This is a genomic window from Thauera sp. 2A1 (assembly GCF_009469595.2).
Lineage (GTDB): Bacteria > Pseudomonadota > Gammaproteobacteria > Burkholderiales > Rhodocyclaceae > Thauera.
On the sequence record NZ_SSXV01000027.1, the window covers coordinates 35,222 to 52,261 of the forward strand.

Annotated in this window: 9 protein-coding genes; all 9 read right to left on the reverse strand. The window is 70.4% G+C overall.

Going from position 1 to position 17,040, the window contains the following annotated elements:
* Window position 1 precedes the first annotated feature (1 nt).
* The 9 genes from recD to GH664_RS19360 all read right to left on the reverse strand — a co-directional run bounded on the left by recD (window position 2) and on the right by GH664_RS19360 (window position 17,029).
* Window positions 2-1,927 (reverse strand): exodeoxyribonuclease V subunit alpha, encoded by a 1,926-nt coding sequence (gene recD, locus GH664_RS19320; RefSeq protein WP_194270448.1) that lies wholly within the window; start codon window positions 1,925-1,927, stop codon window positions 2-4.
* Window positions 1,924-5,715, reverse strand: coding sequence for an exodeoxyribonuclease V subunit beta (gene recB, locus GH664_RS19325; protein WP_153169702.1), 3,792 nt, complete (start codon window positions 5,713-5,715; stop codon window positions 1,924-1,926). The genes recD and recB overlap by 4 nt, the downstream gene beginning before the upstream one ends.
* A gap of 120 nt (window positions 5,716-5,835) precedes the next feature.
* Entirely contained in the window at window positions 5,836-6,414 is a 579-nt protein-coding gene (gene phaP / locus GH664_RS19330; protein ID WP_153169703.1) for a TIGR01841 family phasin, read from the reverse strand.
* Between the two features lie 117 nt (window positions 6,415-6,531).
* Window positions 6,532-7,296, reverse strand: a complete 765-nt coding sequence (locus GH664_RS19335) for a proteasome-type protease (RefSeq protein ID WP_153169704.1) — start codon at window positions 7,294-7,296, stop codon at window positions 6,532-6,534.
* Window positions 7,293-8,243, reverse strand: a complete 951-nt coding sequence (locus GH664_RS19340; protein WP_153169705.1) for an alpha-E domain-containing protein — start codon at window positions 8,241-8,243, stop codon at window positions 7,293-7,295. Before GH664_RS19340 ends, GH664_RS19335 begins: the two co-directional genes overlap by 4 nt.
* 46 nt (window positions 8,244-8,289) lie before the next feature.
* Complete coding sequence (locus GH664_RS19345) at window positions 8,290-9,735, reverse strand: circularly permuted type 2 ATP-grasp protein (protein WP_228111628.1); 1,446 nt, start codon at window positions 9,733-9,735, stop codon at window positions 8,290-8,292.
* Window positions 9,736-9,909: 174 nt separating this feature from the next.
* Window positions 9,910-10,851, reverse strand: a complete 942-nt coding sequence (locus tag GH664_RS19350; RefSeq protein ID WP_153169706.1) for a transglutaminase family protein — start codon at window positions 10,849-10,851, stop codon at window positions 9,910-9,912.
* 19 nt (window positions 10,852-10,870) lie between these two features.
* Window positions 10,871-13,534, reverse strand: coding sequence for a circularly permuted type 2 ATP-grasp protein (locus GH664_RS19355; protein ID WP_153169707.1), 2,664 nt, complete (start codon window positions 13,532-13,534; stop codon window positions 10,871-10,873).
* Between the two features lie 6 nt (window positions 13,535-13,540).
* The gene (locus tag GH664_RS19360) at window positions 13,541-17,029 is read right to left on the reverse strand and encodes a DUF2126 domain-containing protein (protein WP_153169708.1); all 3,489 of its coding nucleotides are present in this window, start codon (window positions 17,027-17,029) and stop codon (window positions 13,541-13,543) included.
* Window positions 17,030-17,040 lie beyond the last annotated feature (11 nt).

A 17,040-nucleotide genomic window follows, 5' to 3' on the forward strand; every position in this document is an offset into this window, starting at 1 on the left:
ATCAGCGAAAGCCGGCCCGCGCGCGCTGCGCGAGGCGCGCGGCGAGGCCGGCATGGCGTCGGGTACGGGCGGCGCAGGCGGCGAGGAACACGTCCTGCGGGCCGGCGAGCGCCACCCGGCGCGCCGCGCGGGTGACGCCGGTATACAGCAGCTCTCGCGTCAGCACCCGGCTCGGCGCCGCCGGCAGCACCAGCAGCACCTCGTCGAACTCCGAGCCCTGGCTCTTGTGTACCGTGAGGGCGAAGGCGGTGTCATGTTCGGGCAGCCGCAGCGGCGCGACGGCGCGGAAACCGCCGCCGCTGCGCGGGAAATACACCACCAGCTCGCCACCCTCGTCCGCCAGGCACAGACCGACGTCTCCATTGTAGAGGCCGAGCAGGTAGTCGTTGCGCAGCACGATCAGCGGCCGGCCGGGATACCAGCGTCCCGCGCTGCCCGTGGCGACGGGCAGGCCGAGGGCGGCGCGAAGATGGCGCTCAAGATGGGCATTCAGCGCCGCCAGGCCGCGCGGCCCTTCGTGTACCGCAGCCAGCACGCGAAAGCGGTCGAAGGCCGCAAAGGCCGCCGCCACGCGCGTCTGCACATCGCCGCGCTGGTCGCGCAGGCAATCCAGGTAGGGCGCGTAGCCGGCTTGCATGCGCGCCAGCGTCTGCGGCCCCGGTCGCGCGCCCTCATCGGCGATCCATTGCGCCGCCGCGTCCTCGCCCGCCTGCAGCCAGGCCAGCGCCGCGCCACCGGCGCCGGCGTTGATGTCCGCGGCGAGGCGGCCGATGCCCGAATCACCCCGAAAACGGTGGCTCTCGCTGAGCCAGATCACGCTGTCGGCGAGCGTCTCCACAGCGTCGGCTGCGCCCTGGACCGCGCGCGCCTCGCCCGCCGCTGCGTCATCGCCCGCCAGCGCCTGCGCGATCCTCGCCGCCGGCGTACCGCACAGCGCGGCGAGGCGCTCCAGCATGGCCGGCGTCAATGTCCGCGTAGCCGACAATTCGGCGAACACCGCGCCCGCCTCCACCGCAGCAAGCTGGTCCTTGTCGCCGAGCAGCACCACGCGCGCCGCGGGCGGCAGCGCGTCGAACAGCCGCGCCGCCAGCGCCAGGTCCAGCATCGAAGCCTCATCCACCACCAGCACATCGACGGCGAGCGGATTGTCCGCATCGTGGCGGAAGCGGCCCGGCGCGGGCGTCACGCCCAGCAGGCGATGCACGGTGTGGGCCTCGTCCGGCAGGCGTGCGCGCAGCGCCTTCGGCAGGCCTTGCGCGCGGCTACGCAGCGCCTCGAGCATGCGCGCCGCCGCCTTGCCGGTGGGCGCCGCCAGCGCGATGCGCAACGCCGGCTCGCGTTGCAGCAGGCAGGCGAGCAGCGCGGCGACAGTCGTCGTCTTGCCGGTGCCCGGACCGCCGCTGATCACCGTCAGCCGCCCGTCCAGCGCGAGCGCCACGGCGAGCTTCTGCCAGTCGGGGCCGGCAGCGTCCGCCCGTGGCGGAAAGAGCGCATCGAGCAGTGCGGCGACGCCCTCGCCCGCCGGCTCGGCGGTGCGCGCCCGGGCGCGTGAGGCCAGGGCCCGGGCGAGACGCCATTCGAGGTCGAAGAAGCGGCGCAGATACAGACGGTCTCCCGCGTCGAGCACCATCGGCTTTGGCGAAGGCCGCGGCCCACCGATCTCGTCTTCGCTCGCCACCAGGCTGCTATGCAGCAGCCGCTCGCGCAGCGCCTCCACGGCCAGCGCCTGGGCGCTGCCCTCCGCGCGCTGGAACTCCGCCAGCGGCAGGCACACATGGCCCGCGCTCGCCGCCAGGCTCAGCGCACGCGCTACGCCCGGCAGCACGGCGAGGCTGTCGGCCGGCGCCCCCATGCTGCGGGCCCAGGAGAGCACGTGCGCGGCGAAGCCATCGGCGAGGTCGAACTGTGCCGGAAGCGTGTCGTTCATGCCGGCACCTCGTCGAGCGCGGACGCCACCCCGGCCAGCAGGGCATCCAGCGCGGCGATCGTCGCGTGCTCTGCGCGGTGGTGGAACACACCCGCTGGCTGCCCATCCTGGCGCCAGCCCGGGCGTACGCCACGCACGAAGAGGTAGAGCACGCCGCCGAAGTGGCGCTCGTAGTCGTAGCCCGCCAGGCTGCGGGCAAGATGGCGGTGCAGCGCCACGCTGTAGAGCAGATGCTGCAGGTGGTAGCCGTGCGCCTGCATCGCCACCTCGAGGCGCGGCGGCGCGTAGTCCTCGATTCCGTCGCCGAGGTGGTTCGACTTCCAGTCCAGCACCCAGTAACGGCCGTCGTGCTCGAACACCAGGTCGACGTAGCCTTTCAGGTAGCCGCTCAGCTCGGCGAACGCGAGGCGCGGAACGCGGTAGCCGCGCGCAGCCAGCCAGGCATTGAGGGCGGCGGCGGAGAGCCGCGGCGCAGGCAGATGGAAGCCGAGCTCAACCAGCCGGCGTGCTGTCGGCAGGCTGTCCAGCCGCAGCATGGATGCGCCATCGGTCAGCAAGGGCGTTGCCAGCACGTCGTCCAGCATGCGCCGCAGCATGCGCGGCAGGCGGCTGGCGTCCGCAGCGGTCGGCAGGCGCTGCGGATGGTCGGCCAGCGCCGCGGCGATGGCGGCCTCCCAGCCCTCGGGCGCGGTGAAGTCGATGCGCTCGAACACCGCATGCAGGCAGTCGCCCGCCACCGGCCCACGTGGAAAGCGCAGGATGTCGTCGTCGGCGATCGCCGCGCTGTCCGCAGCGGCACGCGGTGCGCCCCATGCCGCTTCCGATTCGCTGCCCGGCGCGCCAATTTCGGCGGCAGGCAGCGCGCGCGCGTCATGGTCCAGCGCCGCCTGCTCGTGCGCCGCGCCGGACAGCAGCGCGCTGAAGCTGCCGATGCGCCAGCCCGCAGGTATCGCCGGCGGCCGCAACGCGCGCGGTCGCGCACCCGCCACCTGCGCGGGCGGCAGCGCCGCGCCGCTGCCGTCAGGAAGGTCGGTGAGCGACATCGTCGGCTGCCCGTCGAGCACGCTCGCGCCCACCACCGCGCGCCAGCGCGCATCGATCTCGGCCGGCGTCATCTTGTGCGTGCGCCAGGCGGAAAGTTCGACCTCGGCGCCCGCCACCATCCAGTTCAGCAGGCTGCGGCCGGCTTCGCCGTAGCTCGCCTTGCCACGGGTGATCTTTGCGTAGCAGCCCACCACCAGGTAGCAGCGATGTATCGCGCGCGTCAGCGCGACGTACATCAGGCGCACGCTCTCCGCGTCGCGCTCCAGGCGCATGCGGGCCTTGATGTCGTCATCCGCGCGCGCGCCACGCCGGTAGTCGAGCACCAGCCGGCCGTCATCGTCGTGCCAGGCGCACGTGTCGCCGCCCTCGGCGCCGGACGGATAGCCATCGAACAGGAAGGGGCAGAACACGACGCCGTATTCCAGACCCTTGGCGCGGTGGATGGTGACGATCTGCACCAGGTTGCGGTCCGACTCCAGCCGAAGCTGCGCCGCGTCGCCGCCGGCACCGTCGCGGCGGCGGGTGGCGAGCGTGCGCAGCAGCACCTCGGGCGAGGCACTGCCGGCGGCCTGCTGCAGCAGTTCGGCGAGGTGCATCAGGTTGGTGAGGCGGCGCTCGCCGTCGGCGCGGGCAAGCAGCCGCGCGGCCACGTCCTCGTCGGCCATCCACTGCCGCAGCATGACGCCGAAGCCACGCGCAAGCCAGGTGTCGCGCCAGCGCGCGAAGGCGTCCAGCGCCGCGAGCAGCGCCGTTTCGTCGGCGGCGAGCGCAGCCAGCGCCCCGGCATCGCGCCCCATCGCCGCGGTGGCGAGCGCGGCCTTGACGCGCCGCTCGCGCGCGGGCTCCGCGATCGCCAGCAACACGCGCTCGAGTTCCTCCGCATCCTCGCTGGAGAACACGCTCGCCTGCGACAGCTCCACGCTGCCGACGCCGAAGGCCGCCAGTGCGCGGCGCATGCGCGCACCCTGGGCATGGCTGCGCACCAGCACGGCGATGTCGGCGGGGACGAGGCCGCGCTCGCCGATGCGGACCTCGCCCGTGCCACCCGCGGCGATCAGGCGCGCGATCTCGGCGGCACTGGCCATCGCGGCGCGCTGTATCGCCATTCCGCGCGGCAGGCGCTCACCACCCTCGCCGCCGCCGTCATCGTCGTCGAGCTCCTCGTCGCGCGGAATCCGCCACAGGCGCAGCGCGGCCGGGCTGGCGCCGCTCGCGCTGCGATCGACGAAAGGCGCGCGCGGGCGGGCGCCGGCATCGACACGCTCGTAGGCCAGCCCGGGCAACATGAAAACCCCGGGATTGGCGCCGAACAGCCGGTTGCAGGCTTCGATCAGCGCCGGCGACGAGCGCTGGTTGTGGCGCAGGGTATGGCGTGTGTCGGTGCGCTCGCGCGCGGCGAGATAGGTGTGCAGGTCGGCGCTGCGGAAGCTGTAGATCGCCTGCTTGGGGTCGCCAACGAGGAACAGGCTGCCGTGGCGGCCTTCGGCGTTGTAGATGCGATCGAAGATGGCGAACTGCAGCGGATCGGTGTCCTGGAACTCGTCGATCAGCGCCACCGGAAAGCGCGCATGCAGCGCCGCCGCCAGCCACGGCTGGCGCCCGGCGGTGAGCGCGTCGTAGGCGTTCCACAGGATGTCGTCGAAGGCGATCTGGCGACGCTCGCGCTTGCGCCGGCGCAGCTCCTCGGTGGCTTGCCCGATGAAACGGCGCAGCAGGGCCAGGCGCGCGGCTTCGATGCGGTCCTCGGCCTCGGTGCGCGCCGCGAGCAGTTCGCCGGCCGCGTCGAGGAAGGGATGCTTCGGCGGCGCGATGCCCTTCGCCAGGCCGGCCTTGGTGGTGCGCCGTTCGAGCATCGCCGCAGTCAGCAGCGCGAGCTTGCTGTCCTCGGGCAAAGGCGCACGGGCATCGCCGGCGGCAAGCCAGGCGGCCCACTGCTGGCTGGCGCGCGCCACCGACTCCTTGCTGTAGCTGTTGCCGTTGAGGCCGGGCAGCGCATCGTCCAGGGCCCGGGCAATGGCGGCCTCCTCGCCCTGCCAGCAGCGTCGTGCCGCAGCATATGCAGCGTCGATGCGCACGGCGGCCGCGGCCAGGTCCGGGTCGGTGGGGAATTCGTCCCAACGGCGTTCGGCGAGCGGCCGCGCCATGTCGCCGGCGAGCAGCTCCGCCCAGCTCTCCGGACTGTCGCCGCGCTGCAGCAGGCGGTCGGCCAGCGGCTGCGGCAGATCCCCGCCGGCGATCTCGCGGCGCCAGAAGTCCTGCGTCACTTCCAGGCGCAGTTCGCCATCGTCCTCGACCAGCTCCAGCGCGTAGGGCAGGCCGGCGGCGAAGGGCGTGTCGGCGAGGGCGCGCTGGCAGAAGCCGTGGATGGTGAAGATCGCCGCCTCATCGAAGGCCTGCAGTGCGGTGCGCAAGCGGCGCGCCATGTCGTCATGCGCGAGGCGGCCGGTGGCGAGCACGGCGCCGATCAGCGACGGGACGAAGGGATCACCGTCGGCTTCGCCGCCCTCCAGCACCCTGAGGGTATCGACGATGCGGTCACGGATGCGGGTCGCCAGTTCGGCGGTGGCGGCGCGGGTGAAGGTGACGACGAGGAGCGATTCGACCGGCACCGCCTGCTCCAGCAGCAGGCGCAGGTAGAGCCCGCAGATGTTCCAGGTCTTGCCGGTGCCGGCGGAGGCCTCGACCAGGCGGAGGCCGTCGAGCGGGCAGGCGAAGACGTCGAGATCGGTGGCGGTGGCTGGCATCGCCGGGATGGTAGCGAGGGCGCAGTGCGGTCGCAAACCGGCCGTACCAAAAGCGAAAGGGCCCCGCAGGGCCCTTTCGCTTTTGCATGCGTGCGAACCGCACGCGCGGGGTCCTCAGGCTCAGGCGGCCTTCAGCACCGAGGCGGCAGCCTGGGTCGTCTTGGAGACGGTCTCGACGGCGGCGGCAGTGGCGCTCTCGACGTTGGCCTGGGCCACTTCGGACACCTGCTTGGCGGCCTTGGTCGCGCCTTCGTAGGCGGCGGTGGCGTTGGCGATGGCGCTCTTGAGCGCGGCGACGGCAGCTTCCGAACCGGCCGGCGCGTTCTTGGCGAAATCCTCGACCGCGGCGTTCAGGTTCTTCACCAGTTGATCGGCTTCGGTTTCGTACAGCTTGCTCAGCTCACCCTGGGCCTGGGCGGCGATGCTGGCGACGGAGCCCAGATAGGCGACGTTCTTTTCCAGCACCGGGGTGATGAGGCCGAGTTGCAGCGAGGCCAGGGCCTTCGGGTCCTTGGCTTCGGCGACCGACTTGCTCAGCGCGATGCTGTCGTCGAACAGCGCACGGGCGGCGGCCAGGTTCAGGCTCGACAGGCGCTCGACGGCGGAGAAGAGGCTGGCGCTGGCGGCGGAAGCGGCCTGCAGGCCGGTCTCGATGCTGGCCTTGCCGGCGGCGACGAATTTTTCAGCGGACATGTTCATGGTGAGACTCCTTGGATTGATCTGGAAGCTGCAAACTCTTGATGTGATTCGTATGTTGCACTGCAACAAAATCAATTACAAGGGGTTTCTCGAAATTTTTGCCTGCTCGCTGCCGGGCTAGCGAGGAGCAGACGCCGATGCATCCTCCGCCCAGTTCGCCCAGTCGGGGTCGGGCAGCTCGGCGAACACGCGCCGCAGGCTGGCGCCCCACTGGCCGTGGATCATGTTGAAGTAGGGGTTCTCGGCGTCGATGCTCACGTGGCGCGCGACTTTCAGTTCGTTGCTGCGGTAGATCAGCAGGTCCAGCGGCAGGCCCACCGACAGGTTCGAGCGGATGGTGGAGTCCATCGAGATGAGCGCGCATTTGGCGGCCTCGTCGAGCGAGGTGGCGCTGGTGACGACGCGGTCGATGATGGGCTTGCCGTATTTGGATTCGCCGATCTGGAAGTAGGGCGTGTCCTCCGTGGCCTCGATGAAATTGCCCGCGGCGTAGATCTGGAACAGCCGCGGCGGCTCACTGTCGATCTGCCCGCACAGGATGAAGGAGGCGTTGAAGTCCACGCCGAACTCCTTCAGCGGCCCGGCGTCGCGCTGGTAGACCTTGCGCACGGTGTCGCCCACCATGCGCGCACATTCGAACATCGTCGCCGCGCTCCACACGCTTTCATGGTCCTGCACGCTTGCGTGTTCGCGCAGCAGGTTGACCACCGCCTGGGTGATGGCGAGGTTGCCGGCGCTCATCAGCACCACGACACGATCCCCCGGGCGCTCGAAGACGGTCATCTTGCGGAAGGTGTTGATGTGGTCCACCCCGGCGTTGGTGCGGGAGTCGGACAGGCAGACCAGGCCTTCGTCGAGGCGCATGGCAACGCAGTAGGTCATGGGGTGGCCACCGGCATCAGGAAATCGTTGCTGATGCGGTCGCCGAGCTTGTTGATGCAGGCGAGGAACTTCTCCAGCGATTCATGCAGGCCGACCGCGAAAATGTCGTCCATGCTGCCGTAGTGCAGGCTGGCATGCAACGCGCCGGCCTTGCGCGTCGTCTCGCAGGAACGCGAATTCGCGACCTGGCCGAGGATGTCGACGATCTCGTCCAGGCAGGCGTGCAGCGAGCGCGGCATGGCATCGTTGAGCATCAGCAGCTCGGCCACCTTGTGCGGCGTGATGACATCGCGATAGACCTGGCGGTAGGTCTCGAACGCCGACACCGAGCGCAGCAGCGAGCCCCAACGGTAGTAGTCGGTGGCGTTGTGCACGTCCTCGCCCGCCGGCATCAGCGCGTGGTACTTCACGTCGAGCAGGCGCGCGGTGTTGTCGGCGCGCTCGAGGAAGGTGCCCAGGCGCGCGAACTGGAAGGCGTCGTCGTGGAACATGGTGCCCACGGTGACGCCGCGCAGCAGGTGCGAGCGGAACTTGACCCACTCGAAGAAGGCGCCGAGGTCCATGTCCTGCAAGCGGGCAGGCGTCAGCTCACGGATCTCCAGCCAGGTGGTGTTGGTGGTCTCCCACATCTCGCTGGTGAGCTTGCCCCGCACCGCGTGGGCGTTCTCGCGCGCCGCGCGCAGGCAGTTCCACACGCTGGACAGGTTGTCGCGATCGAGCAGCACGAACTCGATCACGTCGCGCGGGCTCAGCGGCCGGCCGGTGCGCGCATAGGCGTCGGTCAGCTCGCTGATGTCGAGGATCGCGCGCCAGTCGGCGTGGCCGTCGCCATTCACACCGGGCAGCATCGACATGCGATAGGACACGTCGAGCATGCGTACGGTGTTCTCGGCGCGTTCGGTGTAGCGGGCCATCCAGTACAGGTGGTCGGCAGTGCGGCTCAGCATGATGCAATCCTCCGTATCGTTCTTGTCGGCGGTTGGGCGCGCGGGCTCAGTCGACCACCCAGGTGTCCTTGGTGCCGCCGCCCTGCGACGAATTCACCACCAGCGAGCCTTCCTTCAGCGCCACCCGGGTCAGGCCGCCGGGCACCATGCGGATCTGCTTGCCGCCCGACAGCACGAAGGGACGCAGGTCGATGTGGCGCGGCGCGATGCCGGCCTCGACGAAGGTCGGGCAGGTCGACAGCGACAGCGTGGGCTGGGCGATGTATTTCTCGGGCGCGGCGAGGATGCGCTGGCGGAAGTCCTCGATCTCGGCCTTTGTGGACGCCGGCCCGACCAGCATCCCGTAGCCGCCCGCGCCGTGCACTTCCTTCACCACCAGCTCGGGGAGGCGGTCCAGCACGTAGGCGAGGTCGTCCTGCTCGCGCAGCATCCAGGTGGGAACGTTGTTGAGGATGGGCTCCTCGCCGAGGTAGAAACGCACCATCTCCGGCACGTAGGGATAGATCGACTTGTCGTCGGCCACGCCGGTGCCCACCGCGTTGGCCAGCGTCACGTGGCCGGCCTGGTAGGCGCGCATCAGGCCGGGCACGCCCAGCATGGAATCGGCGCGGAAGGCGAGCGGGTCGAGGAAGTCGTCGTCGATGCGGCGGTAGATCACGTCCACCCGCCGCGGTCCCTGCGTGGTGCGCATGTACAGCACGTCGTCCTGCACGAACATGTCCTGGCCTTCGACCAGTTCCACTCCCATCTGCTGGGCGAGGAAGCTGTGCTCGAAGTAGGCGCTGTTGTGGGCGCCCGGCGTCATCACCACCACCGTGGGGTCGACCACGCCGGCCGGCGCCACCGCGCGCAGCGTCTCCAGCAGCAGGTCGGGGTAGTGATCGACCGGCTGCACGTGGTAGCGCGAGAACAGGTCGGGGAAGAGCCGCATCATCATCTTGCGGTTCTCCAGCATGTAGCTCACGCCCGAGGGCACGCGCAGGTTGTCCTCCAGCACGAAGAACTCGCCCTTGCCGTCGGCCCCGGCCGCGCGCACCAGGTCGATGCCGGCGATCATCGAATACAGGCCGCCGGGCACCTTGACGCCCTTCATCTCGGGGCGGAACTGCGCGTTGTCGAGGATCTGGTCGGCCGGGATGCGGCCGGCGCGCAGGATTTCCTGGCCATGGTAGATGTCGGCGAGGAAGGCATTGAGGGCGCGCACGCGCTGGGCCAGGCCGCGCTCGAGCTCGCGCCACTCGCTGCCCGGAATGATGCGCGGCAGCAGGTCGAACGGGATCAGCCGCTCCTTGCCGCCCTCTGCGCCATACACGTTGAAGGTGATGCCGACGCGATGAAAGGCGATGTCGGCCTCGCTGCGCTTGCGCTCGATCAACTCGCGCGGCATCTCGTGCAGCCAGCGCTCATAGGGCTGGTAGTGCGGGCGCACGGCGCCGTCCGCAGAGTGCATCTCGTCGTAGGGCTTGGCCCCGGTTCTGGTCGCTTCGGACATGTTCAGACTCCCCTTTCCGATTTGACTTCAGCAGAAACCGTGCCAGCGCCAAACCCGCGTCAAACCGCGGCTGCGCGGCGTCGCACCCGGCTGGTGCGCACCATCTCGGCCATCCGCGCATCATTGCGGTGCATGCGGCATGCCACATGCACCAGAAGCTCGATCACCGCTCGATCACCGTTCGCGGGCGGCGTGCTGCGGCAGGGCGCCGCTCCCGACCGGTGTCACCGTGACCGCCACGTCCACACGGTGCCCGCCACCGCCGAGGATCACGCCGCGCAACGGACACACATCGCCATAATCGCGCCCCCACGCCAGCGTGACGTGCGCACCGTCGGGCCGCATGTCGTTGGTGGGATCGACATCCACCCACCCCACCCCGGGGCACCAGGCGGCCACCCAGGCATGCGAGGCATCGGCGCCGATCAGCCGCGGCTGGCCGGGCGGCGGTTCGGTGAGCAGGTAGCCCGACACATAGCGCGCAGCCAGACCGATCGCACGCAGGCAGGCGATCATCAGGTGCGAGAAGTCCTGGCACACGCCGCAGCGGCGCTCGAACACTTCGGCCACCGGCGTCGCCACGCTGGTGGCCGCCGGATCGAACCGAAAATCGGCATGGATGCGCGAGGCCAGATCCAGCAGGGCCTCGACCATCGGCCGGCCCGGCCGGAAGCTCCTGAGCGCGTAGTCGCCAAGACGCGCGGACGGGTCGCCCAGGGGGATGAAGGGCGAGGCAAAGCGGTACTGCCCGACATCGCGCGCATCGTCCTGCAGCGGCGCGTGCCCCGACAGCCCTTTGCGCAGGTGCTCGCGCGCCAGCTCCCAGGGCGCGCTGTCCGCGGGCTCGGGCCACGTTGATGGCCTTACCCTGACCCGCGAGCGCGCATGCACCGCCAGCGTGTCGTGCGGCGCTTGCAGGCTGAAGGCGGTCACCGGGTTGCCGAAGAAGTCGATGCGCTCACGACGCCGTTCCTCGCCGGGCTCGATCGTCAGCGTGTGCGCCAGGCAGTGCTGGCCGGCGCAGTCGCGGGGTCGCAGGTGGGCGAGTTGCTGCGACAGCATCACCGCGCTGTCGTAGCGGTAGATGGTGTCATGCGCGATGTCGTAGAGGGGCATTCCGGACTCTCCTGCACGCTCACCGCGAGGCGGTCGCCTGGCTGCGGGTGTCCAGATGCGTGAAGTAGCGCTGCGACAAGGCATCCGCGAGCCGGTTGCCGCACGCCCAGGTCTCTGCAAGCGCCTGCTGCAGGAGCTCGCAATGGCTACCGGTCGCGCCCGCTTTCGCCCTGCCTTGTTTCGCCCCGGCCAGTTCGCGGACGAGGCAGTCGCACAGCGACAGCGAACTCAGCGCCTCGAGCCGATGCTGCAGCGGCGTCGCCAGCCCGGCACCGCCCGGCAATGCCGCGGCGTGCTCGATGAGCGACTCGAGCTGATAGCGCAGCGCCCGCGGATTGTCGCCGTCGAGCATGACCATCTCAGCCACCGGCTGCGGCGCCAGCCCGCGCGCATGCCGGCTGCGATAACGCAGTTCGGCATCGGTGACGGCCAGCAGCGCCTGCAGCGCACCGGTGCCGGGGGTCGGCAGCAAGGCCGCCAGTGCCGCGGAGAGGAACTGCAGCCGCTCGACGCGCCGGCCGATCGACAGGAAGCGCCATGCCGCATCGCGCGGCATGCTCTCGATGACGAAGCCCGACAGGGTGACCAGCGACAGCATCGCTTCGTCCAGCCGGTCCAGTGCGTCGCCGAGGCAGGAAGTGCTGTCGGCCAACGTGGCAAATTCGGACAGGCGGTTGTAGATGCGCCAGCTATCGGGCGACAGGCGGTCGCGCACCTGGCCGGCCAGGCGCAGCACCAGGCGCAGGTTGGCGGCGACCCCGCCACAGGCCGGATCGAACAATGCGTGCGCGAAATTCTCGGCGGGCGCGAGCGCGCGCAACGGCGGCGACGCTGCTGCGTCCGCTGGCGTCAGCACGATGCCGATGCGCCGGCACAGCCCGAGCAAGGACGCCAGCGTCGGATCACGCTCCGCCGCGGCAGCCGCCAGCGCCATCGCGCCGGGCGACAGTCGGCTGCCCGGCTCCGCAGCCTCGGCCGGAGCGGCATCGGCGCCGCCGGCCAGGCCCCCCAGACGCGCCAGGGTCTCGCGGCCCAGGCGCACGGCGGTGTCCGCGCGCTCACTGTAGCGGCCCAGCCAGAAGAAGTTCTCCGCCACCCGGCTCGACAGGCTGAGTGCCCGCGCCCGCCGCTCGGGAGGCGCAATCAGCCCGGGGACGATGCGCGCCGCGGCGCGCGGCGGCACCCGCTCACCCAGCACCCACGCGTCCTTGCTGCCACCACCATGCTGCATGGACACGATGCGGGTGTCGGGACCGGAGGCGACGCGGGTGAGGCCACCCGGCATGGCGCGAAAGCCGTCGGGGCTCGCGGCGACGAAAACGCGCAAGCCGATGTTGCGCGCCACCAGGCTGGCGGATGCATCCTCGGTCGCCAGCACCGGCGCCTGCGAGATGTTCACCATCTCCTGCGCGACGAAGTCGAAGGGCCGTGCGACGATGCTCGCCGCCAGGGCATCCAGCTCCTCCGCCGGCAGGTCGCGGCAGAACACGGGGCGCTGCCCCAGCGTCGGATAAGCCGGCTTCAGCACCAGTTCGCGCAGGTGCTTCAAGGCGTAGTCGCAGGCGGCCGGCTCGCCGCACCACCAGGTCGCGACCGATGGCATCTTCAGGTTCTGCCCCAGCAGATGCTCCGCCAGGCGCGGCAGGTAGCCCAGCAGCGCCCCCGTCTCGAGGATGCCGCTGCCCAGCGCATTGGCCACCGTGACCTTGCCCGCGCGCACCGCCGCCACCAGCCCGGCCACGCCCAGCGCCGAGTCGTCGCGCAGCTCCAGCGGATCGCACCAACTGTCGTCCACCCGGCGCAGGATCACATGCACCCGGCGCAGCCCGTCCAGCGTGCGCAGGAAGACTTTCTCGTCACGCACCGTCAGGTCCTGGCCTTCGACCAGCGGAAAACCCATCTCGCGCGCGAGGAAGGCGTGTTCGAAGTAGGTCTCGTTGTAGGGACCCGGCGTGAGGACGACGATCAGCGGCTCGTCGCCGCCCTCTGCGGCGTCGGCCGGGGCCAGCGCCGCGAGGCTGTCGCGGAAGCCCTCGAAGAAGGGCACCAGCGGCTGCACGCCGGCTGCGCGATACAGCTCGGGCAGCGCGCGCGCCACCACGCCACGGTTTTCCAGCGCATAACCGGCGCCCGAAGGTGCCTGCGTGCGGTCGGCCACCACCCACCAGCGGCCGTCGGGCGAGCGCGCCAGGTCGACCGCATACAGGTGCAGGAACAGGTCACCCGGCTGCTTCGCGCCCACCAGCGGGCGCAGGAAGCCGCTGTGGCCGTAGATCAGCGCAGGCGGAATCAGGCCCTGCTGCAGCAGCGTCTGCTCACCGTAGAGGTCGGCGAGGATGCGGTTGAACAACGTCGCGCGCTGGATCACCGCCGCCTCGATCTGCGCCCATTCGGCCGCCGGCAGGATGTAGGGCAGCAGGTCGAGCTCCCACGGCCGCTCGAAGCCGCGCGGGTCGGCATACACGTTGTAGGTGATGCCGTTCTCGTGGATCTGGCGCCGCAGCGTCGCGCGCCGCGCCGCCAGCTCGCCCGCCGACAGCGCCGCCAGGCCACGGAAGAACTCGCGCCAGTGCGGCCGCACCACGACGACGCTACCGATGCGCTGGCACAGCTCGTCGTAGCGATCCGGCCGTGCCGCGTAGGCGGCGAGCAGTTCGGGCGGGCTCTGCAACTGGACCTGCATCGTCCCTCACCCCTGCCGGCGCAGGTCGAGGGTAAAGGGGAAGTCGGCGTTGCGCTCCGCCGCTGCCGGCGCGATGCGGCCCGGCGTGTGGCCGGTGGTGGTGAAGCGCGCCAGGCGCCGTCCTTCCGCTTCGTACGGGTTGACCGGGTAGGTCTCGTAGTTGCGCCCGCCCGGATGCGCCACGTGATACACGCAGCCGCCCATCGAGCGCTGCATCCAGCCGTCGACCAGGTCGAACACCAGCGGCGCATGCACGCCGATCGTCGGATGCAGGCAGGACGGCGGCTGCCAGGCGCGGTAGCGCACGCCGGCGACGAATTCACCGACCACACCGGTCGGCTGCAGCGGCACCGCGCGGCCGTTGCAGGTGAGCACATGGCGATCGTCATTGAGGCCGCTGACCTTCACCTGCACGCGCTCCACCGAGGAATCGACATAGCGTACGGTACCACCGGGCGCGCCCTCCTCGCCCATCACATGCCAGGGCTCGAGCGCCATGCGCAGCTCGACGTCGACGCCGCGCGCGGCGAACTCACCGTATTTCGGGAAGCGGAACTCGAAGTGCGGCGCAAACCAGTCGAACTCCATCGGATAGCCGAATTCGCGCAGCTCGGTGACGACGTCACGGAAATCTTCCGCCACCCAGTGCGGCAACAGGAAACGGTCGTGCAGCTCGGTGCCCCAGCGCCGCAGCCGACCGGGCGCATAGGGCTGCTGCCAGAAGCGCGCGATGAGCGCGCGCAGCAGCAGTTGCTGGGCGAGGCTCATGCGCGCGTGCGGCGGCATCTCGAAGGCGCGCAGCTCGAGCAGGCCAAGGCGGCCGGTGGCGCTGTCCGGGCTGTAGAGCTTGTCGATGCAGAACTCCGAGCGGTGCGTGTTGCCGCTGGCATCGATGAGCAGGTTGCGCAGCAGGCGGTCGATGAGCCACGGCGGGACCTGCGCGCCGACCTCGGGGAGCTGCTGGAAGGCGACTTCCAGTTCATGCACCGAGTCGTGGCGCGCCTCGTCGACACGCGGCGCCTGCGAGGTGGGGCCGATGAAGAGCCCCGAGAACAGGTAGGACAGGCTGGGGTGGTTGTGCCAGTAACTCACCAGGCTGCGCAGCAGGTCGGGACGACGCAAGAAGGGCGAGTCGGCCGGCGTGGCGCCACCGAGCACGAAGTGGTTGCCACCGCCGGTGCCGGTGTGGCGGCCGTCGAGCATGAACTTCTCGGTCGACAGGCGCGACTGGTGGGCCTCGTCGTAGAGCGTGGAGGTGCGCTCGACGAGCTCGTCCCAGTTGGCTGCCGGGTGGATGTTGACCTCGATCACGCCCGGGTCGGGGGTGATGCGGAAATGCGCAAGGCGCGGATCGGACGGCGGCTCGTAGCCTTCGAGGACGACGGGAAGCTTGAACTCCACCGCGGTGTCCTCGACCGCGGTGACGATCTCGAGGTAGTCCTCCAGCGCCGCGGTCGGCGGCATGAAGAGGTAGAGCAGGCCGCCGCGCGGTTCGGCGCACATCGCGCTGCGGGTGATCCAGGCGGCGGATTCGAAAGGCTGCGGCCGGCGCGTGGGGGCGATGCGCTCGTCGCGCGTCGCCAGCCCGGCTTCCGCCGCGCCGGGCAGCGGCACTGCCGCCTCGCCCTGCGCACCGCGGAAGCCGGCATGCTCGGCGCGGCCGGGGGTCCAGCCGCCGCCATGGGCCTCGAAGCCGAGTCCGCTGTCGGCGCCGACGGTGGCACCGCCCGCAGCGCCGGTCGGCCGCAACTGCTGACGCAGCTCTGCGTGCGCCGGCAGCGCGGGAAAGGCCTGGTTGGGATCGGCGTGGTGGATCCAGGGGAAATCGCCTTTCCCCACCCAGGGTTGGGAGTCCAGCGGCAGGCGGTAGCCGATGGGCGAGTCGCCAGGGATCAGGTACAGGCGCTCGCTGCGCAGGAACCACGGGCCGCTCTGCCAGCGGCAGGCCCCCGCGTGATTGCGCACGATCGGCAGCACATGGCCGATGACCTGCTTCAGGCCCTGGTCGAAGATCTTGCTCAGACGCGCGCGCTCAAGCGGATCGTCGACGCGCGAGTCGTGTGGATCGACGTTGGTCGGCAGCCGGCGCTCGCGCCACAGGTAGTACCACGCATCCTCGAAGGCCGGCATCATCCACTGCGCATCCACGCCGAGGCGTTCGCCGACGCGCGCGAGGAAGCGTGCCGCCATGGCCTCGTCCACCGCGGTGCCGGAGAGCTCGCGCGCGAACAGATCCGGGTCGTGCCAGATCGGCTCGCCGTCGCGGCGCCAGTAGCAGTTCAGCGACCAGCGCGGCAACTGCTCGCCGGGATACCACTTGCCCTGGCCGAAGTGCAGCAGGCCCTGCGGCGCGTAGTGGTCCTTCAGCCGGAACATCAGGTTCTCGGCCAGTGTGCGCTTGCTCGGCTTGCTCGCATCACGTTGCTGCGGGTCGAGCGCGTCGCTGTTCCAGGCCGCGCCGTCGCGGTCGTCGAGCGACACGAAGGTGGGCTCGCCGCCCTGCGTGAGGCGCACGTCGTGGGCGCCCAGGTCGCCATCGATACGGTGGCCGAGGGCCTCGATCGCCGCCCACTGTTCGTCGGTGTAGGGCTTGGTGACGCGGGGCGCCTCCCACACCCGCTCGACCTTCATGTGGTGCTCGAACTCGCATTCGCATTCGTCGGTGAAGCCGGTGATCGGCGCCGCCGACGAAGGTTCGGGCGAGCAGGCGAGCGGGATATGGCCTTCGCCGGCGAAGAGGCCCGAGGTCGGGTCCAGCCCCACCCAGCCGGCGCCGGGCAGGTACACCTCGCACCAGGCGTGCAGGTCGGTGAAGTCCACCTCGGTGCCGGAAGGGCCGTCGAGCGACTTCACGTCGGGCACGAGCTGGATCAGGTAGCCCGACACGAAGCGCGCCGCCAGGCCGAGGTGGCGCAGCAACTGCGCCAGCAGCCAGGCCGAGTCGCGGCAGGAGCCGCTCGCCAGCGTCAGCGTTTCCTCGGGCGTCTGCACGCCGGGCTCGAGCCGCACCAGATAGCGGATGTCCTGCTGCAGGCGCTGGTTGAGCGCAACGAGGAAATCGACGCTGGCCTTGGGTTCGCGCGGGATGGATTCGAGGTAGTCGATGAACTTCGGCCCGAGCGCGGCGGCCGGCGCCTTCACCAGATAGGGTGCCAGCTCGACGCTCAGCTCGTCCGCATAGACGAAGGGAATCTTCTCCGCCACCGGCTCGAGGAAGAAGTCGAAGGGGTTGATGACCGACATCTCGGCCACCAGATCGACCTCGATGCGCAGCTCGGTGGCCTTGTCGGGGAAGACCAGGCGTGCGAGGTAGTTCGACTGCGGGTCCTGCTGCCAGTTGATGAAGTGGCCGACGGGCTCGACCTTCAGCGAATAGGCATGGATCGGCGTGCGCGAGTGCGGCGCGGGGCGCAGGCGCACCACCTGCGGCGACAGGCTCACCGGCCGGTCGTAACGGTAATGGGTGACGTGATTGAGCTTGACGTGTATCGACACGGGGACGCCTC